The 20,843-nt window shown below is 68.1% G+C and carries 16 protein-coding genes; 8 read left to right on the top strand and 8 right to left on the bottom strand.

Annotation, left to right across the window (positions count from 1 at the left end):
• Positions 1-135: 135 nt before the first annotated feature.
• Entirely contained in the window at positions 136-3,702 is a 3,567-nt protein-coding gene (locus AC0685_RS30700; protein WP_478228681.1) for a discoidin domain-containing protein, read from the bottom strand.
• 221 nt (positions 3,703-3,923) lie between these two features.
• On the opposite strand from AC0685_RS30700, the gene AC0685_RS30695 reads away from it, so the two are divergent.
• Together AC0685_RS30695 and AC0685_RS30690 are read left to right on the top strand one after the other, a co-directional pair.
• A complete protein-coding gene (locus tag AC0685_RS30695; RefSeq protein ID WP_478228680.1) occupies positions 3,924-5,726 on the top strand; it encodes a GTP-binding protein in 1,803 nt (600 codons plus the stop codon).
• Positions 5,727-5,785: 59 nt separating this feature from the next.
• Positions 5,786-6,529: an ANTAR domain-containing protein gene (locus tag AC0685_RS30690; protein WP_478228684.1), complete on the top strand. Its 744-nt coding sequence runs from the start codon at positions 5,786-5,788 to the stop codon at positions 6,527-6,529.
• Here AC0685_RS30690 and AC0685_RS30685 read toward each other — a convergent pair.
• Together AC0685_RS30685 and AC0685_RS30680 are read right to left on the bottom strand one after the other, a co-directional pair.
• On the bottom strand, positions 6,526-7,665 hold the full coding sequence (locus AC0685_RS30685; protein WP_478228679.1) for a Gfo/Idh/MocA family protein: 1,140 nt from the start codon (positions 7,663-7,665) through the stop codon (positions 6,526-6,528). The genes AC0685_RS30690 and AC0685_RS30685 overlap by 4 nt on opposite strands.
• An 87-nt stretch (positions 7,666-7,752) precedes the next feature.
• Entirely contained in the window at positions 7,753-8,124 is a 372-nt protein-coding gene (locus tag AC0685_RS30680) for a MerR family transcriptional regulator (protein WP_478228678.1), read from the bottom strand.
• Between the two features lie 64 nt (positions 8,125-8,188).
• Between AC0685_RS30680 and AC0685_RS30675 the strand changes: the two genes are divergently transcribed.
• Complete coding sequence (locus AC0685_RS30675; protein WP_478228677.1) at positions 8,189-9,415, top strand: MFS transporter; 1,227 nt, start codon at positions 8,189-8,191, stop codon at positions 9,413-9,415.
• Here the strand turns inward: AC0685_RS30675 and AC0685_RS30670 are convergent.
• Complete coding sequence (locus tag AC0685_RS30670) at positions 9,336-10,232, bottom strand: LysR family transcriptional regulator (RefSeq protein WP_478228676.1); 897 nt, start codon at positions 10,230-10,232, stop codon at positions 9,336-9,338. The genes AC0685_RS30675 and AC0685_RS30670 overlap by 80 nt on opposite strands.
• Positions 10,233-10,318: 86 nt before the next feature.
• On the opposite strand from AC0685_RS30670, the gene AC0685_RS30665 reads away from it, so the two are divergent.
• Complete coding sequence (locus tag AC0685_RS30665) at positions 10,319-11,647, top strand: aspartate aminotransferase family protein (RefSeq protein ID WP_478228675.1); 1,329 nt, start codon at positions 10,319-10,321, stop codon at positions 11,645-11,647.
• A 448-nt stretch (positions 11,648-12,095) separates the two neighbouring features.
• On the opposite strand, the gene AC0685_RS30660 is transcribed toward AC0685_RS30665, so the two are convergent.
• Together AC0685_RS30660 and AC0685_RS30655 are read right to left on the bottom strand one after the other, a co-directional pair.
• Entirely contained in the window at positions 12,096-12,899 is an 804-nt protein-coding gene (locus AC0685_RS30660; RefSeq protein WP_478228674.1) for an alpha/beta fold hydrolase, read from the bottom strand.
• 14 nt (positions 12,900-12,913) lie between these two features.
• Complete coding sequence (locus tag AC0685_RS30655; RefSeq protein ID WP_478228673.1) at positions 12,914-13,768, bottom strand: bile acid:sodium symporter family protein; 855 nt, start codon at positions 13,766-13,768, stop codon at positions 12,914-12,916.
• Positions 13,769-13,950: 182 nt separating this feature from the next.
• On the opposite strand from AC0685_RS30655, the gene AC0685_RS30650 reads away from it, so the two are divergent.
• Positions 13,951-14,496, top strand: coding sequence for a DM13 domain-containing protein (locus AC0685_RS30650; RefSeq protein ID WP_478228672.1), 546 nt, complete (start codon positions 13,951-13,953; stop codon positions 14,494-14,496).
• Here AC0685_RS30650 and AC0685_RS30645 read toward each other — a convergent pair.
• Positions 14,493-15,122 carry a TetR/AcrR family transcriptional regulator gene (locus AC0685_RS30645; protein WP_478228671.1) on the bottom strand — a complete coding sequence of 210 codons (630 nt, stop codon included), beginning with the start codon at positions 15,120-15,122 and terminating at the stop codon, positions 14,493-14,495. The genes AC0685_RS30650 and AC0685_RS30645 overlap by 4 nt on opposite strands.
• Positions 15,123-15,182: 60 nt before the next feature.
• Between AC0685_RS30645 and AC0685_RS30640 the strand changes: the two genes are divergently transcribed.
• The 3 genes from AC0685_RS30640 to AC0685_RS30630 all read left to right on the top strand — a co-directional run bounded on the left by AC0685_RS30640 (position 15,183) and on the right by AC0685_RS30630 (position 18,889).
• Complete coding sequence (locus AC0685_RS30640; RefSeq protein WP_340683649.1) at positions 15,183-15,614, top strand: RpiB/LacA/LacB family sugar-phosphate isomerase; 432 nt, start codon at positions 15,183-15,185, stop codon at positions 15,612-15,614.
• A 262-nt stretch (positions 15,615-15,876) separates the two neighbouring features.
• Positions 15,877-17,514 (top strand): glycosyl hydrolase family 18 protein, encoded by a 1,638-nt coding sequence (locus tag AC0685_RS30635; protein ID WP_478228670.1) that lies wholly within the window; start codon positions 15,877-15,879, stop codon positions 17,512-17,514.
• Between the two features lie 10 nt (positions 17,515-17,524).
• A complete protein-coding gene (locus AC0685_RS30630; protein ID WP_478228669.1) occupies positions 17,525-18,889 on the top strand; it encodes a cellulose binding domain-containing protein in 1,365 nt (454 codons plus the stop codon).
• Positions 18,890-19,070: 181 nt separating this feature from the next.
• Here AC0685_RS30630 and AC0685_RS30625 read toward each other — a convergent pair whose 3' ends face one another.
• A complete protein-coding gene (locus AC0685_RS30625) occupies positions 19,071-20,840 on the bottom strand; it encodes a chitinase (protein ID WP_478228668.1) in 1,770 nt (589 codons plus the stop codon).
• Positions 20,841-20,843: the final 3 nt, after the last annotated feature.

Genomic DNA, 20,843 nt, shown 5'->3' with positions numbered 1-20,843 from the left:
GTGAAGGCCTCCTTCCCTACCTTGAGCGTAGGGAAGGAGGCCTTCACGGACCCGCGATCGACCGGCAGCCACCTCCGGTAGGTACGCAAGACACCTTTGGCTCTAACCCGAAACGCCACTCACGAGGCGGGGCACTCAGTCGCGGTCGATCGTGAACGTGCTCGTCGTGTTCCGGATGTCCTCGGCGTTGTCGCTTAGGATGAGCCCGGTGAACGTCGCCGAGCCGACGGCCGGGCCCTGTCCCGGTTCCGGCAGCTCGTTGACCCAGATCCCGATCCCCGACTTCGCGTCGAACTCGTCACCGCTGCGGTGCGCGCCGGTGATCGACACGTTCGTCAGCACCGTGTCCTCGACCGGGTTCTCCGGACGGCTTCCGGTGTACTTGGTCTGGAACATGATGCCGCTGTAGGTCGGACTCTGGATGTCCACATCGGACACCCGGATACCGCGGAACTCCTTGGAGGCGGAGAACATCCAGATCGCGGGGAACGTCTGCTGCCCCCAGAAATGGCCACCGGTGCGGACCAGTGACACATTCTGGACGGTCGTCGGCCGCGGGCCGAACCCCAGGAACGAGTAGCCGAAGTCGAGCGAGCTGATCGTGATCCCCGAGTACGTCAGCGTGTCCGCGATGTAGAGGTTGCGGAACGTGTTGCTGTATCCGCCGTACACCGCCAGCCCCGCCGCGCGCCACGGAAGCAGCACGGTCAGGTTCTCGAACACGTTGTCGTACTGGTTGCCCGCGTTGAGGTCCGTGGCGGCGAACAGCGCGAAACTGTCGTCACCGGTGGAGCGGGCCTCGTTGTTCGTGACCCGGTTTCCCGTGCTGCCGTTGGTGAAGTTGACCCCGTCGGCGAGCATGTCGCGGATCCGCGAGTTCTTCACCGTCGTGTTGTCCACATTGGTCGCCCACAGCAGGCACATCTGGTGCTCCACCCAGATGTCGTCGATGGTCATGTTCGTGACGTTCGTGAAGTTGAAGACCTTGCCGGGACCGTCGATCCGGGAGGTGTGGTTCCCGAACACGGCGAACCCGCCGAACGTCGAACCGCTCGCGCTCGCCTGCGCGTCGAAGCCGATGTCGGTGTTCTCCTGCCCGCTCGGAGCGGTGAACCTCGTGAACCACGGCCCGGCGCCGAGCACCTTGATCGGCTTGCCGTACACGGTCACCTTGCTCGTCATCGGATACTGCCCCGGCGGCAGGAAGACACCGGTGAGGTTCGGGTCCTGGCGCACCTTGTCCAGCGCGGCCTGCACGTCCTGCTGCGTGAACCCGGCCGGGACGGCGTAGCGCGCCGGATCCGGATTCGCGGCCGCGGTGGCCAGCTCGAAGTTCACGAAGTCGATCGCGTAGTTCAAGCCGTTGCCTTCGTCCTTCTGCAGCTTGATCTTGTGCCCGGCGGGCACTGTGGTGCCGAGCAGCATGCTGGCCTCGTCGTAGATGTGGCGAGCGGGCCCGGCTCCGGGAGAGTTCTGCGGAGAGGCTTCGGGACCGTAAAGCCACGCGTGGCGCGAGGTCAGGTCGATGGCCTTCAGGAACGTGCCGTCGACGTAGACGTTCAGCGTCGAGTTCTGCCCGCCGCCACCCGCGGCGTCCGGCATCGAGAACCGGGTCACCAAGGTGTTCGTGGCCGCGCGGGTGGTGAACTCGACCGAGGAGCCGGTCGAGTTCAGTGTCACGGCCTTGCGGCCCGACGCCTCCCCCGCGAGATCGCCGATCTTCCGGTTCGGGCCGATCACGGACGCGCCGCCCGCGACCACGCCGTCCTCCGCCTCGTACAGGTCGTAGGGCATGTTCGCGCCGCGGCCGACGAACAGCGCTTGCGTGCCGGTGTTGTTGCGCTGTTTGGCGGGCGACTCGTTGGCGTCGTTCGCGACGACGGTCTTGACCGTGTACCGGCCGTTCCCGGCCGTCCAGGTGCCGACGTTCACCGGCGGCGCGGTGGCCCCGGCCGGGATCGCGCCGGTGTACGAGCCGGTGAGTGTCTTGACGACGGCACCGTTCTGGTCCGCGATCGTCACCGTGACACCGTGGGCGCCGCCCGCCGAAGCGACCGTGCCCTGGTTGCGCACCGTGGCGGCGAAGGTGACGGTGTCACCGGCCGTCGGGTTGTTCGGCGACCAGGCGGTGGCCGCGACGAGGTCCGAGCCGGCCACCGGACCGACGACGAGCGCCGTCGCGCCGGTGTAGGAGTTGTTGCTCTCGTCCTGCTCGACGACGGAGTTGGCCTCGTCGACCTTCGCGGTGAGCTGATGGCTGCCCGTCTCCCTGGTGCCGATGTCCGCCGACACCGTCGCGGACGCACCGGCCGCGAGCGCGCCGACCTGCGCCGTACCGGCCTTCGCCGTGCCCAGGTAGAGGTTCACGTTCGTCGCACCCGAGGCCGCCGTTCCGGCGTTGCGGACGGTCGCCGACACGGTGATCGCGTCGGTCTCCACCGGGTTCTGAGGCGACCAGGACACCCCCGAGACCGTCAGATCGGGGTTCGGCGCGGGAACACCGAAGACCTGGAACTCCACGGCCTGACCGCCGGGGGCACCGGAGTTGGCGGTGATCCGCAGGCGGACGTCGGCGGCGCGGCCACCGGCCGGGATCGTCACGGTGTTGCCGCTCGCGGGAGTGAAGGTGTACGTCTGCGCGGGCACCACTGTGGTGAACGCGGCCGCACCCTGGTCACGCCCTTCGACGGCGATCGTCTGCGTGCGCTGTGCCCACACGGGATCGGGGTTGAGCTTGACGACGATCCGGTCGAGGTCGGCGTTGGACCCGAGCGCGACGGTGAGCAGGTTCGGGTATGCCGCGCCCTCCCAATAGGTGGTCACGGAGTCGTCGTTGGCGTTGGCCGCGACATAACCGTGCTGCACCGAAGACGCCGTGATCGGCTTGCCCAGCGCGAGATTCGTCCCTGCCCTCGTACCGGTCCTCGTCACCGTGCCGCTGCTCGGCGACTGGTTGCCCGCCGCGTCGCGGGCCCGCACGGAATAGGCGACCGTCGCGCTCTCCGGCTGGTCGTCGGTGTAGGTCAGGACCTCCCCGGCGACGCTGCCGCGCGGCTGCCCGTTCGCGTACACGTCGTAACCCGTGACTCCGGTGTTGTCGGTCGACGCCGACCACGTGAGCCGGATCTTGCCGCTCGACGGCTCGGTGTAGGCGAGGTTCCCCGGCGCGGACGGTGGCTGCGTGTCCCCGCCCGCGGGAGCGCGCACCTCGAACTCCGAGAGCTGCGCCGCGGGCCAGCCGGTGTTGGCGGTGATGTTCAGCCGTACGAACCGGGTGTTCCCGGTGACGTCGAGGGTGACCGTGTTACCGGTCGCCGGGTCGAACCGGTGCCCGGCCGACGGCACGAGATCGCTGAAGCTCGTGCCGTTCGCGCTGCCCTGCACCGAGAAGGTCTGCGTGCGGGCTTCCCAGCCCGCTGGCAGTTTGAGCACGAGCCGGGCGATGTTCGTGGCCGCGCCGAGGTCGGCCTGGATCCATTGCGGGAACTGGTTGTTCGTGCTTTCCCAGTAGGTGGCTTGGTTGCCATCCCCGACGTTCGAAACGGCGTAGCCGGCCAGCTGGCTGCTGGCGGTGTACATCGCGTCGGCGGCTTCGGCGGCGGCAGGAGTCGCGAGGTTCGTTGGAGCTTCGCTCGCGGCTACGGCGGGTGGGGCCAGAAGAAGGGACAGGGCGGCGTACGTCAGAAGGCGCCTCGTTCTCATGACATTCCTCTGTTCCGGGAGGGGACTGAGCGGAATCTTCCTGACTCTTGTCATGTTCTTGCGCTGAAATGTTCAAGAATTACAGCCCACGGAGCGCCGCAAGTCAACGCCCGGCTCCGGCGCGACCAGGTGCTTTCCCGGAAAGAAGGAGAACGGCGTGCGCCGAGCTGTCGAGTCCCCGAGCCGTACGGACCTTTCGACAGCCCTGGAGCCGTTCATCCATGGAGTACCTGAACCTGGGAATCCTCGCCCACGTCGACGCCGGTAAGACGAGCCTGACGGAGCGCCTGCTCCATCACACCGGTGCCATCGGCACCCTCGGTCGCGTCGACGCCGGGAACACCCACACCGACACGATGGAGCTGGAACGCCGTCGCGGGATCACGATCCGCTCGGCCGTCGTGGCCTTCCGCGTCGGCGACCTGCACGTCAACCTGATCGACACGCCCGGCCACCCGGACTTCATCGCCGAGGTCGACCGTGCGCTGCGGGTGCTCGACGGCGTCGTTCTGGTCGTTTCCGCCGTCGAGGGAGTGCAGGCCCAGACCCGCGTGCTCATGCGCGCGCTCGCCCGCCTGCGGATCCCCGTGCTGTTCTTCGTCAACAAGATCGACAGGGCGGGCGCTCGCCACGACGGCCTTCCAGCCGAGCTCGCCGAACGCCTCGGCGTCGCCTGCGTGCCGATGTCCGAAGTCGACGGCATCGGCACGGCGAGCGCGAAGGTCCGGCCGATCTCACCATCGCCCGGGCTGGCCGAACGACTGGCCGAGCACAGCGACGCCTTCCTCGCCGCGTATCTCGAAGACACCGTGACGGCCGAGGACCACCGGGCCGAGGTCGTCCGACAGACCCGGCTCAGCCACGTCTCCCCCGTATTCTTCGGCTCCGCGCGCAGCGGCGAGGGGATCGCCGAGCTGACTTCCGGTATCCGCGAATTCCTTGCCGGAGCGGCGAAACCGGTGCCGGACAGCCGGTTGCGCGCCACGGTGTTCAAAATCGAACGCGGCCGCGCGCACGAGAAGATCGCCTATGTCCGCGTGTTCTCCGGCGAGATCGGCGCGCGGGACCACGTCCGGTTCCACCGCCCGGGCGGGGCGGTCACGGCGGAAGGGAAGGTGAGCTCGGTGCACGTCTCCGAACTCGGCGACGAGACCGTCGAGGGCCGCGCGCGAGCCGGTCAGATCGCCAAGGTCACCGGGCTCAAGGAAATCCGGATCGGCGACCTCATCGGCGTTCCCGAGGGCGAGGACGCCACCACGCGGTTTCCGCCGCCCGCCTTGGAAACCGTGGCCAGCCCCGCCCTGCCCGCCCAAACGCCCGCCGTGTTCGCGGCCTTGCGGGAACTGGCGGAACTGGATCCGCTGATCACCGTCCGGCAGGACGACGAGACCCGCCGGATCTCGGTGCGGCTCCACGGCGAGGTGCAGAAGGAGATCATCGCGGAGACGATCGCCGCTCAGCACGGCCTCGACGTCACGTTCAGCCTCACCCTGCCGGTCTGTGTCGAACGGCCGATCGGCACCGGGCTGACCTTCGGCCTCGACGTCGAACTCGGCTCCCTCCCGCTCGCCTTCCACAAGGCCATCGAGGAGACCGTCGACGCGACGCTGCGGCGTGGCCCGTCCGGCCGGGAGGTCATCGACTGCGTGGTGACCGTCACCCACACCGGCTACTTCAGCCCGGTCAGCGCGGCGGGCGACTTCCGCAAGATCACCCCGTTCGTGCTGGAAGAAGCGCTCCGGGAGGCGGGGACCGAGGTGCTCGAACCGGTCAGCCGGATCGAGGTGGAACTGCCCGCCGATTCGGTGACCGCGACACTCTCCCGGCTGGTCGAACGCGGCGGCACCGTCACCGGCTCGGTGGCGCGGGGCGACCGGGCCGAGCTGACGGGTGTCCTGCCCACGGGAGAGGTCGCCCGGTTCGAGCAGCGGTTGCCCGGGCTCACCCGCGGCGAGGGCCTGATGAGCACCGAACCGGCGGGTCACCGGCCACGGGTTAGCCCGAATCGGCCAATGCCCGGCTAGCCGGAACGAGTACGTTCTTGGTGGTCGGCGAAATCCGCCGTCCGAGGGAAAGGGCCATGATGGATCAGTTTCGCGACACCGCTTCGGCGTTGCGGGAGCTCACCGAGTCGATGCGGCTCGACGAGCCCCGCGACGAGTTGCTGGAACGGGTGGCGAAGAAGGTGGTCGGGCTGCTGCCGGGCGCGGACGCGGCCACGGTGACGCTGTACTCCGACAACGAGCCGAGCACCGTCGCCGCCACCGACGAGTCCCTGCTGGCCCTGGACAAGGCGCAGTACAGCGCGGACGAAGGCCCCTGCCTGAAAGCCGCCGAGAGCGCGTCGATCGTCCGCACCCTGCTGGACACCGACGCGGCCGCGCGCTGGCCGGATTTCGCGGCCGCCGCCGACCAGCTCGGCGTGCGGACCGCGCTGGCCTGCCCGTTGTTCGTCCCCGGCGAATCCCACTTCAAGCGGCGCGAGACCGAGCCGCTGGCCGGTGCCCTCAATGTCTGGAGCTTCCAGGAGAACGCCTTCGACCCGGTCGAGGCGGCCCTGGTCGCGATGTTCACCTCGGCGATTTCGGCGATCATCCTGACCGCGTCCCGCTGGGCCGCCGCCGAACGACAGGCGGAGACCCTGGTCACCGCGCTGGAGACCAGGGACGCCATCGCCACCGCGAAGGGGATCGTGATGGCACGTCTGGAGCTGAACGCCGAGGAAGCCTTCCGCTGGCTTACCGAGGCGTCACAGCACACGAACCGCAAGATCCGGGAGATCTCGGTGCTGATCGTGGAAGACCCGGGAGCGGTTTTCGGGCGTTAGCCCAGCGAGACCCGGCGGTTCTCGCGCGAGGACTCCAGGCCGGCTTCCGCGAGCCGGATGCCGCGCACCCCCGCCATGAAGTCGTAGGGATGCGGCGCGTCCTCCACGACGTGGCGGACGAACTGCTCCCACTGTGCGCGGAAACCGTTGCCGAAGTCCTCGTTGTCCGGCACTTCCTGCCACTGCGAACGGTACGACCGCGTCTCGGCGAGGTCCGGGTTCCACACCGGCTTCGGCGTCGCCTCCCTCGGCTGGATGACGCATTTGTGCAGGCCCGCGACTGCGCTGCCCTTGGTGCCGTCGACCTGGAACTCGACCAGTTCGTCGCGGTGGACCCGCACGCACCAGGACGAGTTGAGCTGGGCGATGATCCCGCCTTCGAGCTCGAAGATCGCGTACGCGGAGTCGTCGGCCGTGGCGGCGTAGCGGTCGCCCTTCTCGTCGACGCGCTCCGGGATGTGCGTGACGGCCTTCGCGGTCACGGCGTTGACGGCCCCGAAGAGGTTCTCCAGTACGTAGTTCCAGTGGCAGAACATGTCGACGACGATGCCGCCGCCGTCTTCGGCGCGGTAGTTCCAGCTGGGGCGCTGCGCCGACTGCCAGTCGCCCTCGAAGACCCAGTAGCCGAACTCGCCGCGCACGGACAGCACTTGGCCGAAGAAGCCGCTGTCCATCAGGCGCTTCAGCTTGAGCAGGCCGGGCAGGTACAGCTTGTCGTGGACGACGCCGTTCTTGACCCCGGCCGCCTCGGCGTGCCGCGCCAGGGCGAGCGCGCCTTCGACCGACTCGGCCACCGGCTTCTCGGTGTAGATGTGCTTGCCCGCGTCGATGGCACGGACGATCGACTTCTCGCGGACCGCGGTCAGCTGCGCGTCGAAGTAGAGCGGGAGGTCGTCGTCGCCGAGCGCGGCGTCGAGGTCGGTGGTCCAGCGGGTCAGGCCGTGCCGGGTGGCGATCTCTTCGAGCTTGTCCGCGTTGCGCCCCACCAGGACCGGCTCCAGCTGGACCCGCGAACCGTCGGCCAGCTCGACCCCGCCGGCCTCCCTGATCGCCAGGACCGAGCGCACCAGGTGCTGCCGATAGCCCATCCGCCCGGTGACGCCGTTCATCACGACGCCGAGTTTCCGCGTGGTCATCCGTTCTCCTTTGAAAGCGCTTTCCTGCCCACATCCTGAAAGCGCTTTCTCGCCCTGTCAAGGCCGTGCGAGGAAAGTCCCTTCGACTCAGGACGCCGGGTCGTAGGCGCGGACGGCGTCGAGGTACTCGGTGATGGCGTCCCGGTTGCGGAGCAGGCATTCGGCACGCCGGGTCATCCGGTCGCGCTCGGCTTCCAGGGTTCCGAGCATCTCCGGGGTCGCGTCCGGGAAGTAGATCTGCCGGGGTTTGTCCAGGCACGGCAGGATCTGCTTGATGATCCGGGTCGGCAGCCCGGCGTCGAGCAGGCCGCGGACCTGGATGACCCGGTCGACCGACGGCTCGGCGTAGTCGCGGTAGCCGTTGGGCAGCCGCTCCGAGACGATGAGTCCCTGCTCCTCGTAGTACCGCAGCAGACGGCGCGACGTGCCCGTCCGCTCCGACAGCTTCCCGATCCGCATGTGCGCCACCTCACCCCGGCCGACTTGACCTTCACATCTATGTGATGGTTCGAGCATACGGAGCATGACCGCGAAACTCCCACTCGGCGCGCTGCTCGCGCTGACCACGGCGGCGTTCGTCACCGTCCTCACCGAAGCCCTGCCCGCGGGGGTGCTGCCCGCGATGAGCGCCGGCCTCGGCGTCGGCGAAGCGGCGACCGGGCAACTGGTGACGGTGTACGCCCTCGGCACCGCGCTGACCGCGATCCCCCTGTCCGCCGCGACCGCGGGCTGGCGCCGCAAACGCTTGCTCCTGACCGGAGTGGCCGGTTTCGCCGTCGCCAACACGGTCACGGCGCTGTCCACGAACTATCCCCTGACCCTCGGCGCGCGGTTCGTCGCCGGCATCGCGGCGGGCGTGGTCTGGGCCCTGCTGGCCGGCTACGCCCGGCGGCTGGCGCCGGAACCGGTGCGGGGCAAGGCGATCGCCGTCGTGATGACCGGCATCCCGCTCGCGCTCTCGCTCGGCATCCCCGCCGGCACCTTCCTGGGCGGCCTCTTCGGCTGGCAAGTGACGTTCTCGCTCATGTCGGCGCTCGCGCTCGGCCTGCTCGGCTGGATCGCGCTGGCCGTCCCCGACTTCCCCGGGCAGGACAAGGGCGGCAGGCTCCCGGTGCGCCGGACCCTCGCCGTGCCCGGCGTGGCCGCGGTCCTGTTCGTGACGCTGACGTTCGTGCTGGCGCACAACATCCTCTACACCTACATCGCCACCTTCCTCGGACACGTGTCGATGGGCGGCTCGGTCGATCGGATCCTGCTGCTGTTCGGGCTGGCGTCGATGGTCAGCATCTGGTTCGTCGGCCTCTTCATCGACCGCCGGCTGCGTCCGCTGACCGTCGGCGGCACCCTTCTCGTGGCGCTCGGAGCGACGATTTTGGCTCTGCCGGGTGAAAACCCGGCACTGGTCTATCTCGCGGTGACACTGTGGGGGCTCGGCTGGGGTGGCATCCCGACGCTGCTGCAGACCGCCGCCGCGCAGGCGGGCGACAAGGGCGGCGCGGCGGATATCGCGCAGGCCATGCTGGTCACCCTGTGGAACGCGGCGATGGCGGGCGGCGGGATCGCCGGTGGCGTCCTCCTCGACGGCTTCGGCGCGGGGTCGTTCCCCTGGAGTGTCCTGGTGCTGCTCGTGCCGACGCTGGCCGTGGTGCTGGTGGCGCGGCGGCACGGGTTCACAGCGGCAGTTCCGGATGACTCCGGATCGCCTCGAGAACCAGGTCGACGGCGGCGCGAGGCGCGGACCCGCGCCTGATCGCCGCGGTGATGGAGCGGTCGACCGGCGTCGCGAGCTCACGGGTGGCGACGCGGTAGCGCCGGTCGACGGCGAGGCCGGGCAGGAGAGCGATCGAAAGCCCGGCCTCGACGTGCTGCAAGGTCATCATGTAGTTGCTGAACCGGGCGATCACGCGCGGCTCGAAACCGGCTTCGCGGCAGAGCCGGGTGGCGAGGTTCGCCATGTACGACTGGGGGACGTCGAACGCCCAGGGCTCGCTCGCGTAGGCGGCGAGGTCGGCGAGGCCGCGGCCCGCGGCCGGATGACCGGGCGGGACGACGAGCACGATCGGGTCGGTCGCGAGCGGTACGAGTTCGACGTCGGGCCCCAGCGGCTGCTCGACGAAGTCCGTGGTGGTGATGATGACGTCGGCGTCACCGACGCGGAGCGCGGGCATGCTCACGTGCGGTTCGAGTTCGAGCAGTTCGATCTGCAGGCGCGGATGCGAGCGCGCCAGCCGGTTCACCGCGGGGACGGCGATGGTGTGGATCGAACTTTGGAAGGCGCCGAGGCGGACGAGCCCCGCCGGTCCCTCAGCCAGACCGCGCAGCTCGGCCTCGACGGTGTCCATGTGGTCGAGGATCTCCCTCGCGCGGCGGGCCAGCATCCGCCCGGCCGGGGTCAGCCGGACGCGGCGACCGGTGCGCTCCAGCAGCTGCGTGCGCGTCTCGGCCTCGAGGACCGCGAGCTGCTGGGACACGCTCGACGCGCTCAGGTTGGCCGCTTTCGCGACCGCGCGGACGGTGCCGAGCGTGTCCAGCCTGCTCAGCAGGCTGAGCCTCCAGGGGTTGAGCATGGCGCCATTGTTGTACGGATCAGCCGCACAGCACAGCCGGAATCGCGAGATGGACGTGTCGCTCGGCGGGGACTTACCGTCGAGACATGGCTGCTCCCATCACCGACCTGTCCACCGCCGACCGTTTCTGGGCCGACGCCGACCGGCACCTCGTGCGCTACGCCGGGGCCGGCGACTTCACCCGCGAGATCATCGACCACGCCGCCGGGAGCTACCTGTTCACCGAGTCCGGGCGGCGGATCCTCGACTTCACTTCCGGGCAGATGAGCGCGATCCTCGGGCATTCGCATCCCGAGATCGTCGAGACCGTACGACGGCAGATCGGCTCGCTCGACCATCTGTTCAGCGGGATGCTGAGCCGCCCCGTCGTCGACCTCGCACGACGATTGGCCGAGACTTTGCCGTCACCGCTGGAAAAGGCGCTGCTGCTGACCACCGGCGCGGAGTCGAACGAGGCCGCGATCCGGATGGCGAAACTCGTGACCGGGAAGCACGAGATCGTGTCGTTCGCCAGGTCGTGGCACGGGATGACGCAAGCGGCGGCGAACGCGACCTACAGCGCGGGCCGCAAGGGATACGGGCCGACCTCGCCCGGCAACTTCGCCATTCCCGCGCCGAACGCCTATCGGCCGGACTTCCTCACCCCGGAAGGGGAACTGGACTGGAAGCGGCAGCTGGACTTCGGGTTCGAGATGATCGACGCCCAGTCCGTCGGCAGCCTCGCGGCGTGCATCGTCGAACCGATCCTCAGCTCGGGCGGGATCATCGAACCACCGGTGGGGTATTTCGCCGCTCTGCGAGAGAAGTGCCGCGAACGCGGGATGCTGCTGATCCTCGACGAGGCACAGACCGGCTTGTGCCGCACGGGAAACTGGTACGCGTTCGAACGCGACGGCGTCGTCCCCGACATCCTCACGCTCTCCAAGACGCTGGGCGCCGGACTCCCGCTGGCGGCGGTGATCACCAGCGCGGAAATCGAGCAGGAGGCGCACGACCGCGGCTACCTGTTCTTCACCACGCACGTCGCGGACCCGCTGGTGGCGGCCGTCGGGAACACCGTGCTCGACGTCCTCACCCGCGACCGGCTCGACCAACGCGCCACCGAACTGGGTGCCTTCCTCCGCCGCGGTCTCGACGACCTCGCCGCCCGTCACCCCGTCGTCGGCGACATCCGCGGGCGCGGTCTGCTGGTCGGCGTGGAACTCGTCGTGGACCGAGCCACCAAGCAAAGTTCCGACGAACTGGGCGCCCTGGTCACCCGGCGTTGCCTCGAACTGGGGCTGCACATGAACATCGTGCAGTTGCCGGGGATGGGCGGGGTCTTCCGGATCGCTCCCCCGCTGACCGCGACCGAGGACGAACTGGCGGAAGGGCTGGCCGTGCTGGATCAGGCGATCGGGGAAGCAAGCACGTAAGAGGCAAGTCGGTCGTGGGGCGCGCTGGTCGTGAGTGGCGTTTCGGGTTCTATAGAGAGGTAAGGCAAACGTGGCGTGCCGGAGTCGGCGGCAGGAGCGGGACTCGCCGACGAGACACCTTCCTGACTGTCCATAAGGGACGTTTTCCGAGGTGTCAGTGCCCGAGTTGAGCGATTCGCGCGGTTTGGCGATGGGGTCGTGAGTGGCAAAGAGGGTTATTGAGGGGTAAGGCGAACGTGTCGGGTGCGGTGGGCGGTCCGCTCATGGCCGCCTTCGATCGTGTCGCGAAAGCCACGTCGACGGCGTAGCGAAGGGCCCCTTCCCTACCTTCAGAGTAGGCAAGGAGGCCTTCACCACCACCCGGGTCGATCACTTTGAACTGACGGTGCGAAAGTGGCTTTCGCAACACGCCACATTTGCCTTACCCCTCAACAACCCGAAACGCCACTCACGACCCACTGAACTCGCGAAGCAACCGAGCGACCTCGCCCGGCCGCTCCAAGAACGGCGAGTGCCCGGCGTCCTCCACGACCTCCACGCGGGCCCCTGCCGCCGAGTACCGCGCGAAAGTCTTGTCACAGTCGTAAAAACGGTCCCGTCGCCCGAGAATCACCAGGCACGGCAACCCCAAGGCCGCCACTTGCGCATCGAGAGGACGAAACGCGAGTAGTCGCGCACGTTCCACGAGCACCACCCGGGCCATCGCCGGCGCGGTGACGGCGTGATCGGCCAAGTCCCGCAAGGGATCGTCGAACCAGCCGCCTCGGCGGAACCGGGAAGCGAACCGGACCCATCGCCGATCGGCGACCCGCCGCACCAGCGCGCTGACCATCGGCAGCAGCACCGAACTGCCCGGTGGAAAGGACGCGTAGCTGTAGTCCGGCGCCTGTCCGATCAGCACCAGGGAACCGACTCGCGGGGAGATCGCGGCCAGCGCCAAGGCGACGTCCGCACCGAAAGAGTGCCCGGCGACCAGGACATCCTCGACGCCCAGCGCATCGAGGACGGCGGCCACCATGCGCCCCTGCGACGCCGCGTCGAAACCCGACGAACCACCGGTGCACCCGTGTCCCAGCAGATCCACCCGGATCACCCGATGTCGCGCGGCCAGGCCGAGGGTGAGCCTGTCGAACCAGTGCACCGACCCGCAATACCCGTGCAGCAGCACCAACGGCGGCCCGGCACCGTCCTGCCGGACGTGGACGGCGACGCCGTTCACGTCGAGGAATTCACCGATGGGGGAACGAGGCACTCCCCCAAATTAGCTCAGACCGGCGCGCCCTCCCTGCTGCGGGACAACAGGAACGCCGCGATCCCGGCGGGAAGGAACATGAGCACGCCGTAGATCCCGGCGGGTACGGCCATCGCCTTGTCACCGAGCACGGAAATCGCCACCGCGATCGCGAGCGTGGCGTTGTGGACACCGATCTCCATGGCGGACGCGATCGACTGCCCGCGGTCCACCCGGAACAGCCGCGGCACGTAGTACCCGATCACGAGGCTGAGCACGGAAAGCGCCAGCGCCACCGGACCGAGCGTCCAGATGTTGTCCACCAGCGTCCGGAATTCCTGCGCGATCGCCGCCGCGATCACCAGGACGAGCACCACGGCGGAGCCGATCTTGACCGGTTTGCGCATCCGCTCGGCCCAGTCGGTGAACCGGTGCCGCACCGCCATCCCGATCACGACCGGGATCAGCACGATCGCGAACACCTGCACGAACTTCGCGGGCTGGAGCCCGACCGAGGCGCCGCCGTCGAGGAATTCGGCCATCGACAGGCCGACCACCAGCGGCAGGGTGAACACGGCCAGTACCGAGTTGATCGCCGTGAGCGTGACGTTGAGGGCGACGTCGCCGCCGGCGAGGTGGCTGAACAGGTTCGCCGAGGTCCCGCCGGGCGAGGCGACGAGCAGCATCATGCCGACCGCGAGCACGCCTTCGAGGCCGAACACCACGATGAGGCCGACGCAGATCACGGGCAGCACGATCATCTGGCACACCAGCGCGATGACGGCTGCCTTCGGGTACTTCAGCACGCGCGTGAAGTCGCCGACGGTCAGGGTCAGCCCCAGCCCGAACATGACGAGTGCCAGCGCTACCGGCAGGAGGATGGAAAACATCGCCGAACCCATCGAGGGGCCTCCGTCCGATATGCCCTTTTCAGCTCGGCAATCGTGTCAAGCGGCGTGAACGGGGTCAAGGTACCGAAACCCAGCCGTGACCCCGCCCGATCGGCGCCGTAAGAAGTCGGTAACCAGGCGAACCGGGCGATCCGGACGGTTCGCGCGGTTGAATGTCCCCCATGAAACGCAAGCGGGTGCTCGCCGTCGTGGCGGCCGGACTGATGGTGGCGGTGGCCGCGGGCCTCTACTGGTTCCAGCCGTGGAAGCTCTGGGTGAACGAAACGGTCCAGGAGGCCTTGCCCGTCGTCGCCCAGTCCTCGGCTCAGCCGACGGCTCAACCCTCGGAAAGTGCCACGTCCGCCCCGAAAGAGCCCTCGGTCGTGGCCACCGGCGAACTGATCAGCCACGAGCACGCGACCAGCGGCAAGGTCCGGATCCTGCGCACGGCCGACGGATCGCTGGTGCTGCGCCTGGAGAACCTCGACACGAGCAACGGGCCGGATCTGCGGGTCTGGCTCACCGACGCGCCGGTCATCCCCGGCAAGGACGGCTGGTTCGTGTTCGACGACGGCGCGTACGTGAGCGCCGGGAAACTCAAGGGCAACAAGGGAAGTCAGAACTACACACTGCCCGCGGGCATCGATCTGGCGCGCTATTCGAGTGTGACCATCTGGTGCGAGCGGTTCAGCGTCTCCTTCGGTGCGGCCGCGCTGACCAAGGTTTAGGCGAGCCGGTCCACGGCGTACTCCATCTCCGCGCGGACGGCACGCAGGTCGATGCCGCCGGGATCGATGATCGAGGCCACGGCGATCCCCCGCAGCTGCCCGACCAGCGCCGCCGCGTACGCGTCCGGGTCGCGGACGCCCGTGATGGAGCCGTCCGCGATCCCGGCGGCGACGGTCTGCGCGATGGCGAAACGGTACCGGCGATCGGCCTCGGTCATCGCCGACCGCACCGCCGGATCGCCGACGGTCGCGTCCGTCCAGAGCACCACGAACGCCCGGTTCAGCGGCGGCATGTCGGTGAGCAGCTCGAAGAAGACGTCCAGCAGGGCGCGCAGCATGTCCATCGGGCTCGGGGTCAGCCCGCCGGTCCGGGTGGCGACGGCGGCGCTGAAGACGTCGGCGAACTTCTCCGCGGCGAACTCGACGAGCCGCTGCACCAGCGTCTCCTTCGAACCGAACAACTGGTAGACGACGCCGCTGGGATAGCCGGTCCTGGCGCAGATCATGCCGATCTTCAGCCGGGCGAAACCTGCCTCGCCGATCAGGCGGGCGGCGGTGTCGAGAATCCGTGTCCGTGCGATCTCCTGGTCACGCTGGACCTGGTGCTCCTCCGCAGACGAGTCCACGCCGCGATCCTCCCATGACTTCCGGTTCGTCACCCGTCGACGCGGCGTTACGATCCGGACATGAGGATCGCCTTCGCCGCCGACGACCGGAACGCCACCACGGACGCCGTCCAGGCCTATCTCGCCGAGGCCGGCCACGAGGTGCTCCGCCCCGCGACGTCGGACGTCTGGCCGGAACTCGGCGCGGCGGTCGGCAGGGCGGTCGCGGAAGGCGAGGCCGACTTCGGCGTGGTGATGTGCTGGACCGGGACGGGTACGGCCATCGCGGCCAACAAGGTCCCCGGGGTCCGCGCGGCGCTGGCCTGGGACACCTGGATCGCCGCGGGCGCGCGCAAATGGAATGACGCCAACGTGCTGGCGCTGAGCCTCAAACGGCTGGCCCCCGACGTGGCCGTCGAAATCACCGACGTGTTCCTTTCCGGTGTCCTGCCCGACCCCGACGAATCGGCGAATATCGCCCGGCTCGGCGAAATGGACGATTTTCGCCGGTAGGCGGCACCGAACCAGTGAACGGTTAACGCTGTCGAACGTATTAGGCCGTTCGCAGGAAAATCACCACTCTACGTAGTGATGCTTCCCATATTGGTCCAGACCACGTACCGTCTCCCGCAACAAAGCGTTCTCCCGTGGAGGTGGTCGATGAAGACGCATCCCCGCCTGCCCGGCTCCGGCCGCGGCAACGCGATGTCGCTGATTTCCCTTTGACGAAATCATCTCCAAGATCATTTCCCTGCACCGGGTTGTAAGGAGTGAAATGTCGAGAAAAAGATGGCATCTGGTCGGCCTGTTCACGGCCGTGGCGGCGCTGGCGGTCGGTCTGGTGACCGTGCCGGCGAACGCGGCCGGTGGCGTCGGAGCCACCCTGACCAAGGGGTCGGATTGGGGCTCCGGCTGGGAAGGCAAGTACACGATCACCAACAACTCGGGATCGAGCCTGACCAACTGGACCCTCGAGTTCGATCTCGCGGCGGGCCACTCAATCGCTTCGCTGTGGGACGGCAGCTACACCGTCTCCGGCCAGCACGTGACCGTCAAGAACACCTGGAACGGCAACCTTTCCCACGGCGGTTCCACCAGCTTCGGCTTCAACGTCAAGTACTCCGGCGCTTACACCGCGCCCGCCAACTGCAAGATCAACGGCGGCTCGTGCGACCCGGGCGGCGGTAACCCGACCACGACGCCGACCACGCCGACCACCACGACGTCCAATCCCCCGACGTCGACCAGCACCAGCAACCCGCCGACCACCACGACTTCGAACCCGAACCCGGGCGCGAAGAAGAACCTCGGCTACTTCGTGCAGTGGGGCGTCTACGGCCGCAACTATCACGTGAAGAACATTCACACTTCCGGTTCCGCGGCGAAGCTGACGCATATCAACTACGCGTTCGGCAACGTCACCAACGGTTCCTGCACCGCGAACGACGACACCTACGCCGACTACGACAAGTTCTACGACGCGGGGTCCAGTGTGGACGGTGTCGCGGACTCGTGGGACGCGGGCTCGCTGCGCGGCAACTTCAACCAGCTGCGCAAGCTGAAGAAGATGTACCCGGGCCTGAAGGTGCTGTGGTCGTTCGGCGGCTGGACCTGGTCCGGCGGCTTCGGCCAGGCGTCGAAGAACCCGGCCGCGTTCGCGGAATCCTGCTACAAGCTCATCAAGGACCCGCGCTGGGCCGACGTCTTCGACGGTATCGACATCGACTGGGAGTACCCGAACGCCTGCGGTCTCACCTGTGACACCAGTGGCCCCGCCGCGATCAAGAACGTGGCACAGGCGCTGCGCACCAAGTTCGGCTCCTCGTTCCTGGTCACCGCCGCGATCACCGCGGACGCCAGCAGCGGCGGCAAGATCGACGCCGCCGACTACGGCCCCGCTTCGGCGTACTTCGACTGGTACAACGTCATGACGTACGACTTCTTCGGCGCGTGGGCGGCGCAGGGACCGACGGCCCCGCACTCGCCGCTGACCTCGTACCCCGGCATCCCGCAGCAGGGCTTCACCTCCGACGACGCCATCCAGAAGCTCAAGGCCAAGGGTGTACCGGCGAGCAAACTGTTGCTGGGTATCGGTTTCTACGGCCGAGGCTGGACCGGCGTCACCCAGGACGCCCCGGGCGGCACCGCGACCGGCGCGGCACCGGGCACCTACGAGGCGGGCATCGAGGACTACAAGATCCTCAAGAACAGCTGCCCGTCGACCGGCACCATCGCGGGCACCGCGTACGCGAAGTGCGGCAACAACTGGTGGAGCTACGACACTCCCGCGACCATCAACGGAAAGATGGGCTGGACCAAGAACCAGGGTCTCGGCGGCGCGTTCTTCTGGGAACTCAGTGGTGACACCTCCAACGGTGAGCTCGTCACGGCCATGCGCAACGGCCTGAACTGAGAGGTTGACAGTGGCTGAGCGGACTTGGATCCAGGCCGTGGGCCTGGCCGCCGCTGCCGCAACGGCCGGCGCGGTCCTCGTGATCGCGCCGGCCTCCGCGGCCGGCGGCGTCGGCGCCGCCTTCAGCAAGGGCTCCGATTGGGGCTCCGGCTGGGAAGGCAAGTACACGATCACCAACAACTCCGGATCGAGCCTTCCCTCCTGGACGGTCGAATTCGACCTCCCCGCGGGGCACTCGATCGCTTCGCTGTGGGATGGCAGCTACTCGGTCTCCGGGCAGCACGTGACGGTGAAGAACACCTGGAACGGCAACCTTTCCCATGGCGGCAGCACCAGTTTCGGGTTCAACGTCAAGTACTCCGGGGGCTACGTCGCCCCGGCGAACTGCAAGATCAACGGTGGGTCCTGCGATCCGGGCGGGGGCGGCCCGACCACGACGCCGACCACACCCACCACGACCACGACCTCTCCGACGACGACCACGAGCAACCCGCCGCTGCCCGGCGGCCGTGGCGCGCCGTACCTGTACATGGGCTGGGGCAGCCCGCCGAACCCGCAGACGGTCATGAACGCGACCGGGATCAAGTGGTTCACGATGGCGTTCATCCTGTCGTCCGGTGGGTGCAATCCCGCTTGGGACGGCAGCCGTCCGCTGCAGGGCGGCGTCGACGCGAACGCGATCGCGCAGATCAAGGCCGCGGGCGGGCAGATCGTGCCGTCCTTCGGCGGGTGGAGCGGCAACAAACTCGGCCCGAACTGCTCGACGCCGGAAGCGCTCGCCGGGGCCTATCAGAAGGTGATCGACGCCTACGCTCTCAAGGCGATCGACATCGACATCGAGAACACCGACGAGTTCGAGAACGCGGTCGTGCAGGACCGCGTGCTGAACGCGCTGAAGATCGTGAAGGCGAACAACCCCGGCATCCAGACCATCCTCACCTTCGGCACGACGACCAGCGGCCCGAACTCCTGGGGCAACCGGCTCATCGACCAGTCGAAGGCGCTGAACGCCGGGATCGACGTCTACACGATCATGCCGTTCGATTTCGGTGGTGGCGCGGACATGTACGGGAACACCATCCGGGCCGCGAACGGCCTGCGGGACAAGCTGAAGTCGACCTTCGGGTGGAACGACGCCACGGCGTACAGCCACCTGGGCATCAGCGGGATGAACGGTCTTTCGGACCAGCGGGAGCTGACGAGTCTCGACACCTGGACTCGGATCACCGAGTGGTCCAAGACCAACAAGATCGCCAGGCTCGCGTTCTGGTCGGCCAACCGTGACCGGGGCTGCCCGAACGGCGGGGTCGCCGAGAACTGCAGTGGCATCGCGCAGAACGATTGGGACTTCACGCGGATCACCGCGGCCTTCTGACGTCCCTTCGAACCGCGGGCCCGCACCGATGCTGCACGGTGCGGGCCCGCTCCTTTCTCCCGCAATTAGTCCTCTGAATGCGGGAGGCCGCGAGCCGGTCCGTGAAGGCCTCCTTCCCTACTTTGAGGGTAGGGAAGGAGGCCTTCACGGAAAGTCAGAACGCACCCCATGCGCGGAGCGGTCAGGGCAGGGCGTTCAGGAACGGCTCGTGGGCGTTCTGGAACTCCCACCCGTAGTACCGATCCCAGTTGATCGACCACGTCATCAGCCCCCGCAACGCGGGCGAAGCGCCGCCGCGCAAGGAATACGACCCGCATCCGGAGTTCTTCACCAGGCAGTTCAGCGCCGCATGCACCGCCGCCGGCGCGGTGTGCCCGTTGCCCGCGCTCACCGCGGCCGGCAGGCCGAACGCGATCTGGTCCTCACGCAGCCCCGGGAACCGGAAGCCGGTCGAGGACACCGTGAAGCCCGCCTTGATCATGTCGGTCATCGCGATGTGGAAATCCGCGCCGCCCATGAAGTGGTACTGGTTGTCCAGCCCCATCACCGGCCCGGAGTTGTAGTCCTGGACGTGCAGCACGGTCAGCGCGTCCCGCAGCGCGTGGATCACCGGCAGGTACGAGCCCGTCCGGTTGTCGGCGCCGCCGAGGCCGCCGTAGTACTGGTATCCGGTCTGCACGAAGAACGTCTCCGGCGCCATCGTCAGCACGAATCCCGCGCCGTACTTCGCTTTCAACGTCTTCAGCGCCGAGATGAGGTTGACGATCACCGGCGTGGTCGGGTTGCGGAAGTCGTTGTCGCCGGAGTTGAGGTACAGCGAGTGGCCCTCGAAGTCGATGTCGAGCCCGTTCAGCCCGTACCGGTCGATGATCGCGGACACCGAACTGACGAACGCGTCGCGTGCCGCGGTCGTGGTCAGCTGCACCTGTCCGTTCTGGCCTCCGATGGAGATCAGGACCTTCTTGCCCTGCGCCTGCTTCGCGCGGATCGCGGCGATGAAGTCCGCGTCGCTTTCCACGGCCGGGCATTCCGCGACCGGGCACCGGGTGAAGCGGATGTCGCCGGAGGTCACCGAGGTCGGCTCGCCGAAGGCCAGGTTGACGATGTCCCACGCCGCCGGGACGTCGGCCATCCGCGTGTAGCCGGAACCGTTGGCGAAACTCGCGTGCAAGTAGCCGATCAGCGCGTGCTTCGGCAGGCCGGTATCGACGCAACCGGAGGTCGTGGCGCCCGCCTCCGTGGTCTTCGGCGATTCGCCCGCGCTGTTGTACGCGGCCACCGAGTAGTTGTGCGACGAACAGGCCGTCAGTCCCGAGATCGTCGCCGAAGTGCCGGTCACCGTCGCGACCACGTTCCCGCCCTCGTACACGCGATAGCCGGTCACCGTCCCCGCCGAGGCGCCCCACGAGAGCGCGATCGACGAGTTCGTCACCGTGCCCACGGCCGGACTTCCCGGCGTCGGCGGTGCTCCAGGGCTGCCACCGCCGGGTCCGTCGAGGCTGATGTCGTCCGCGTAGAAGGTGCCTGACCCGTACCAGCCGTGGACGTACACCTCCGCCGTCGTCTGTGTGGCCGCCGTCGTGAACGAAAGCGACAGCTGCGTGTAAGAGGTCGCCGCGGTCCACGTCGACGGCCCGCCAGTGACCCCGAGATACACCGGGTTCCCGTTCACCCAGGCCGAAACCGCGTAGGTCGTGTTCGGCTGGACGGATACCGTCTGTGCGCACTTGCCGATCGTCGAGCCGGGCGTCACCGCGACGGCATGACCACCCGAACGGACCGGTGTGCTCACGGCCGCGCCCGCCGCGCAGGACCAGCCGGACGTCGAACCCGCCTCGAAACCGGGATTGAGGAGCAGGTTGGCCGCGTTCGCGGTGCCGCCGCCCGTTATCAGGCCGGTGAAGGTGAGCACCAAAACGGCCAGGAAAGCCAAGGATCTGGAACGCCTCATCGC

The organism is Amycolatopsis sp. NPDC043889 (assembly GCF_056435645.1).
Note: the sequence above shows the minus strand (reverse complement) of the source record. Positions and strands in the feature narration are given on the sequence as shown.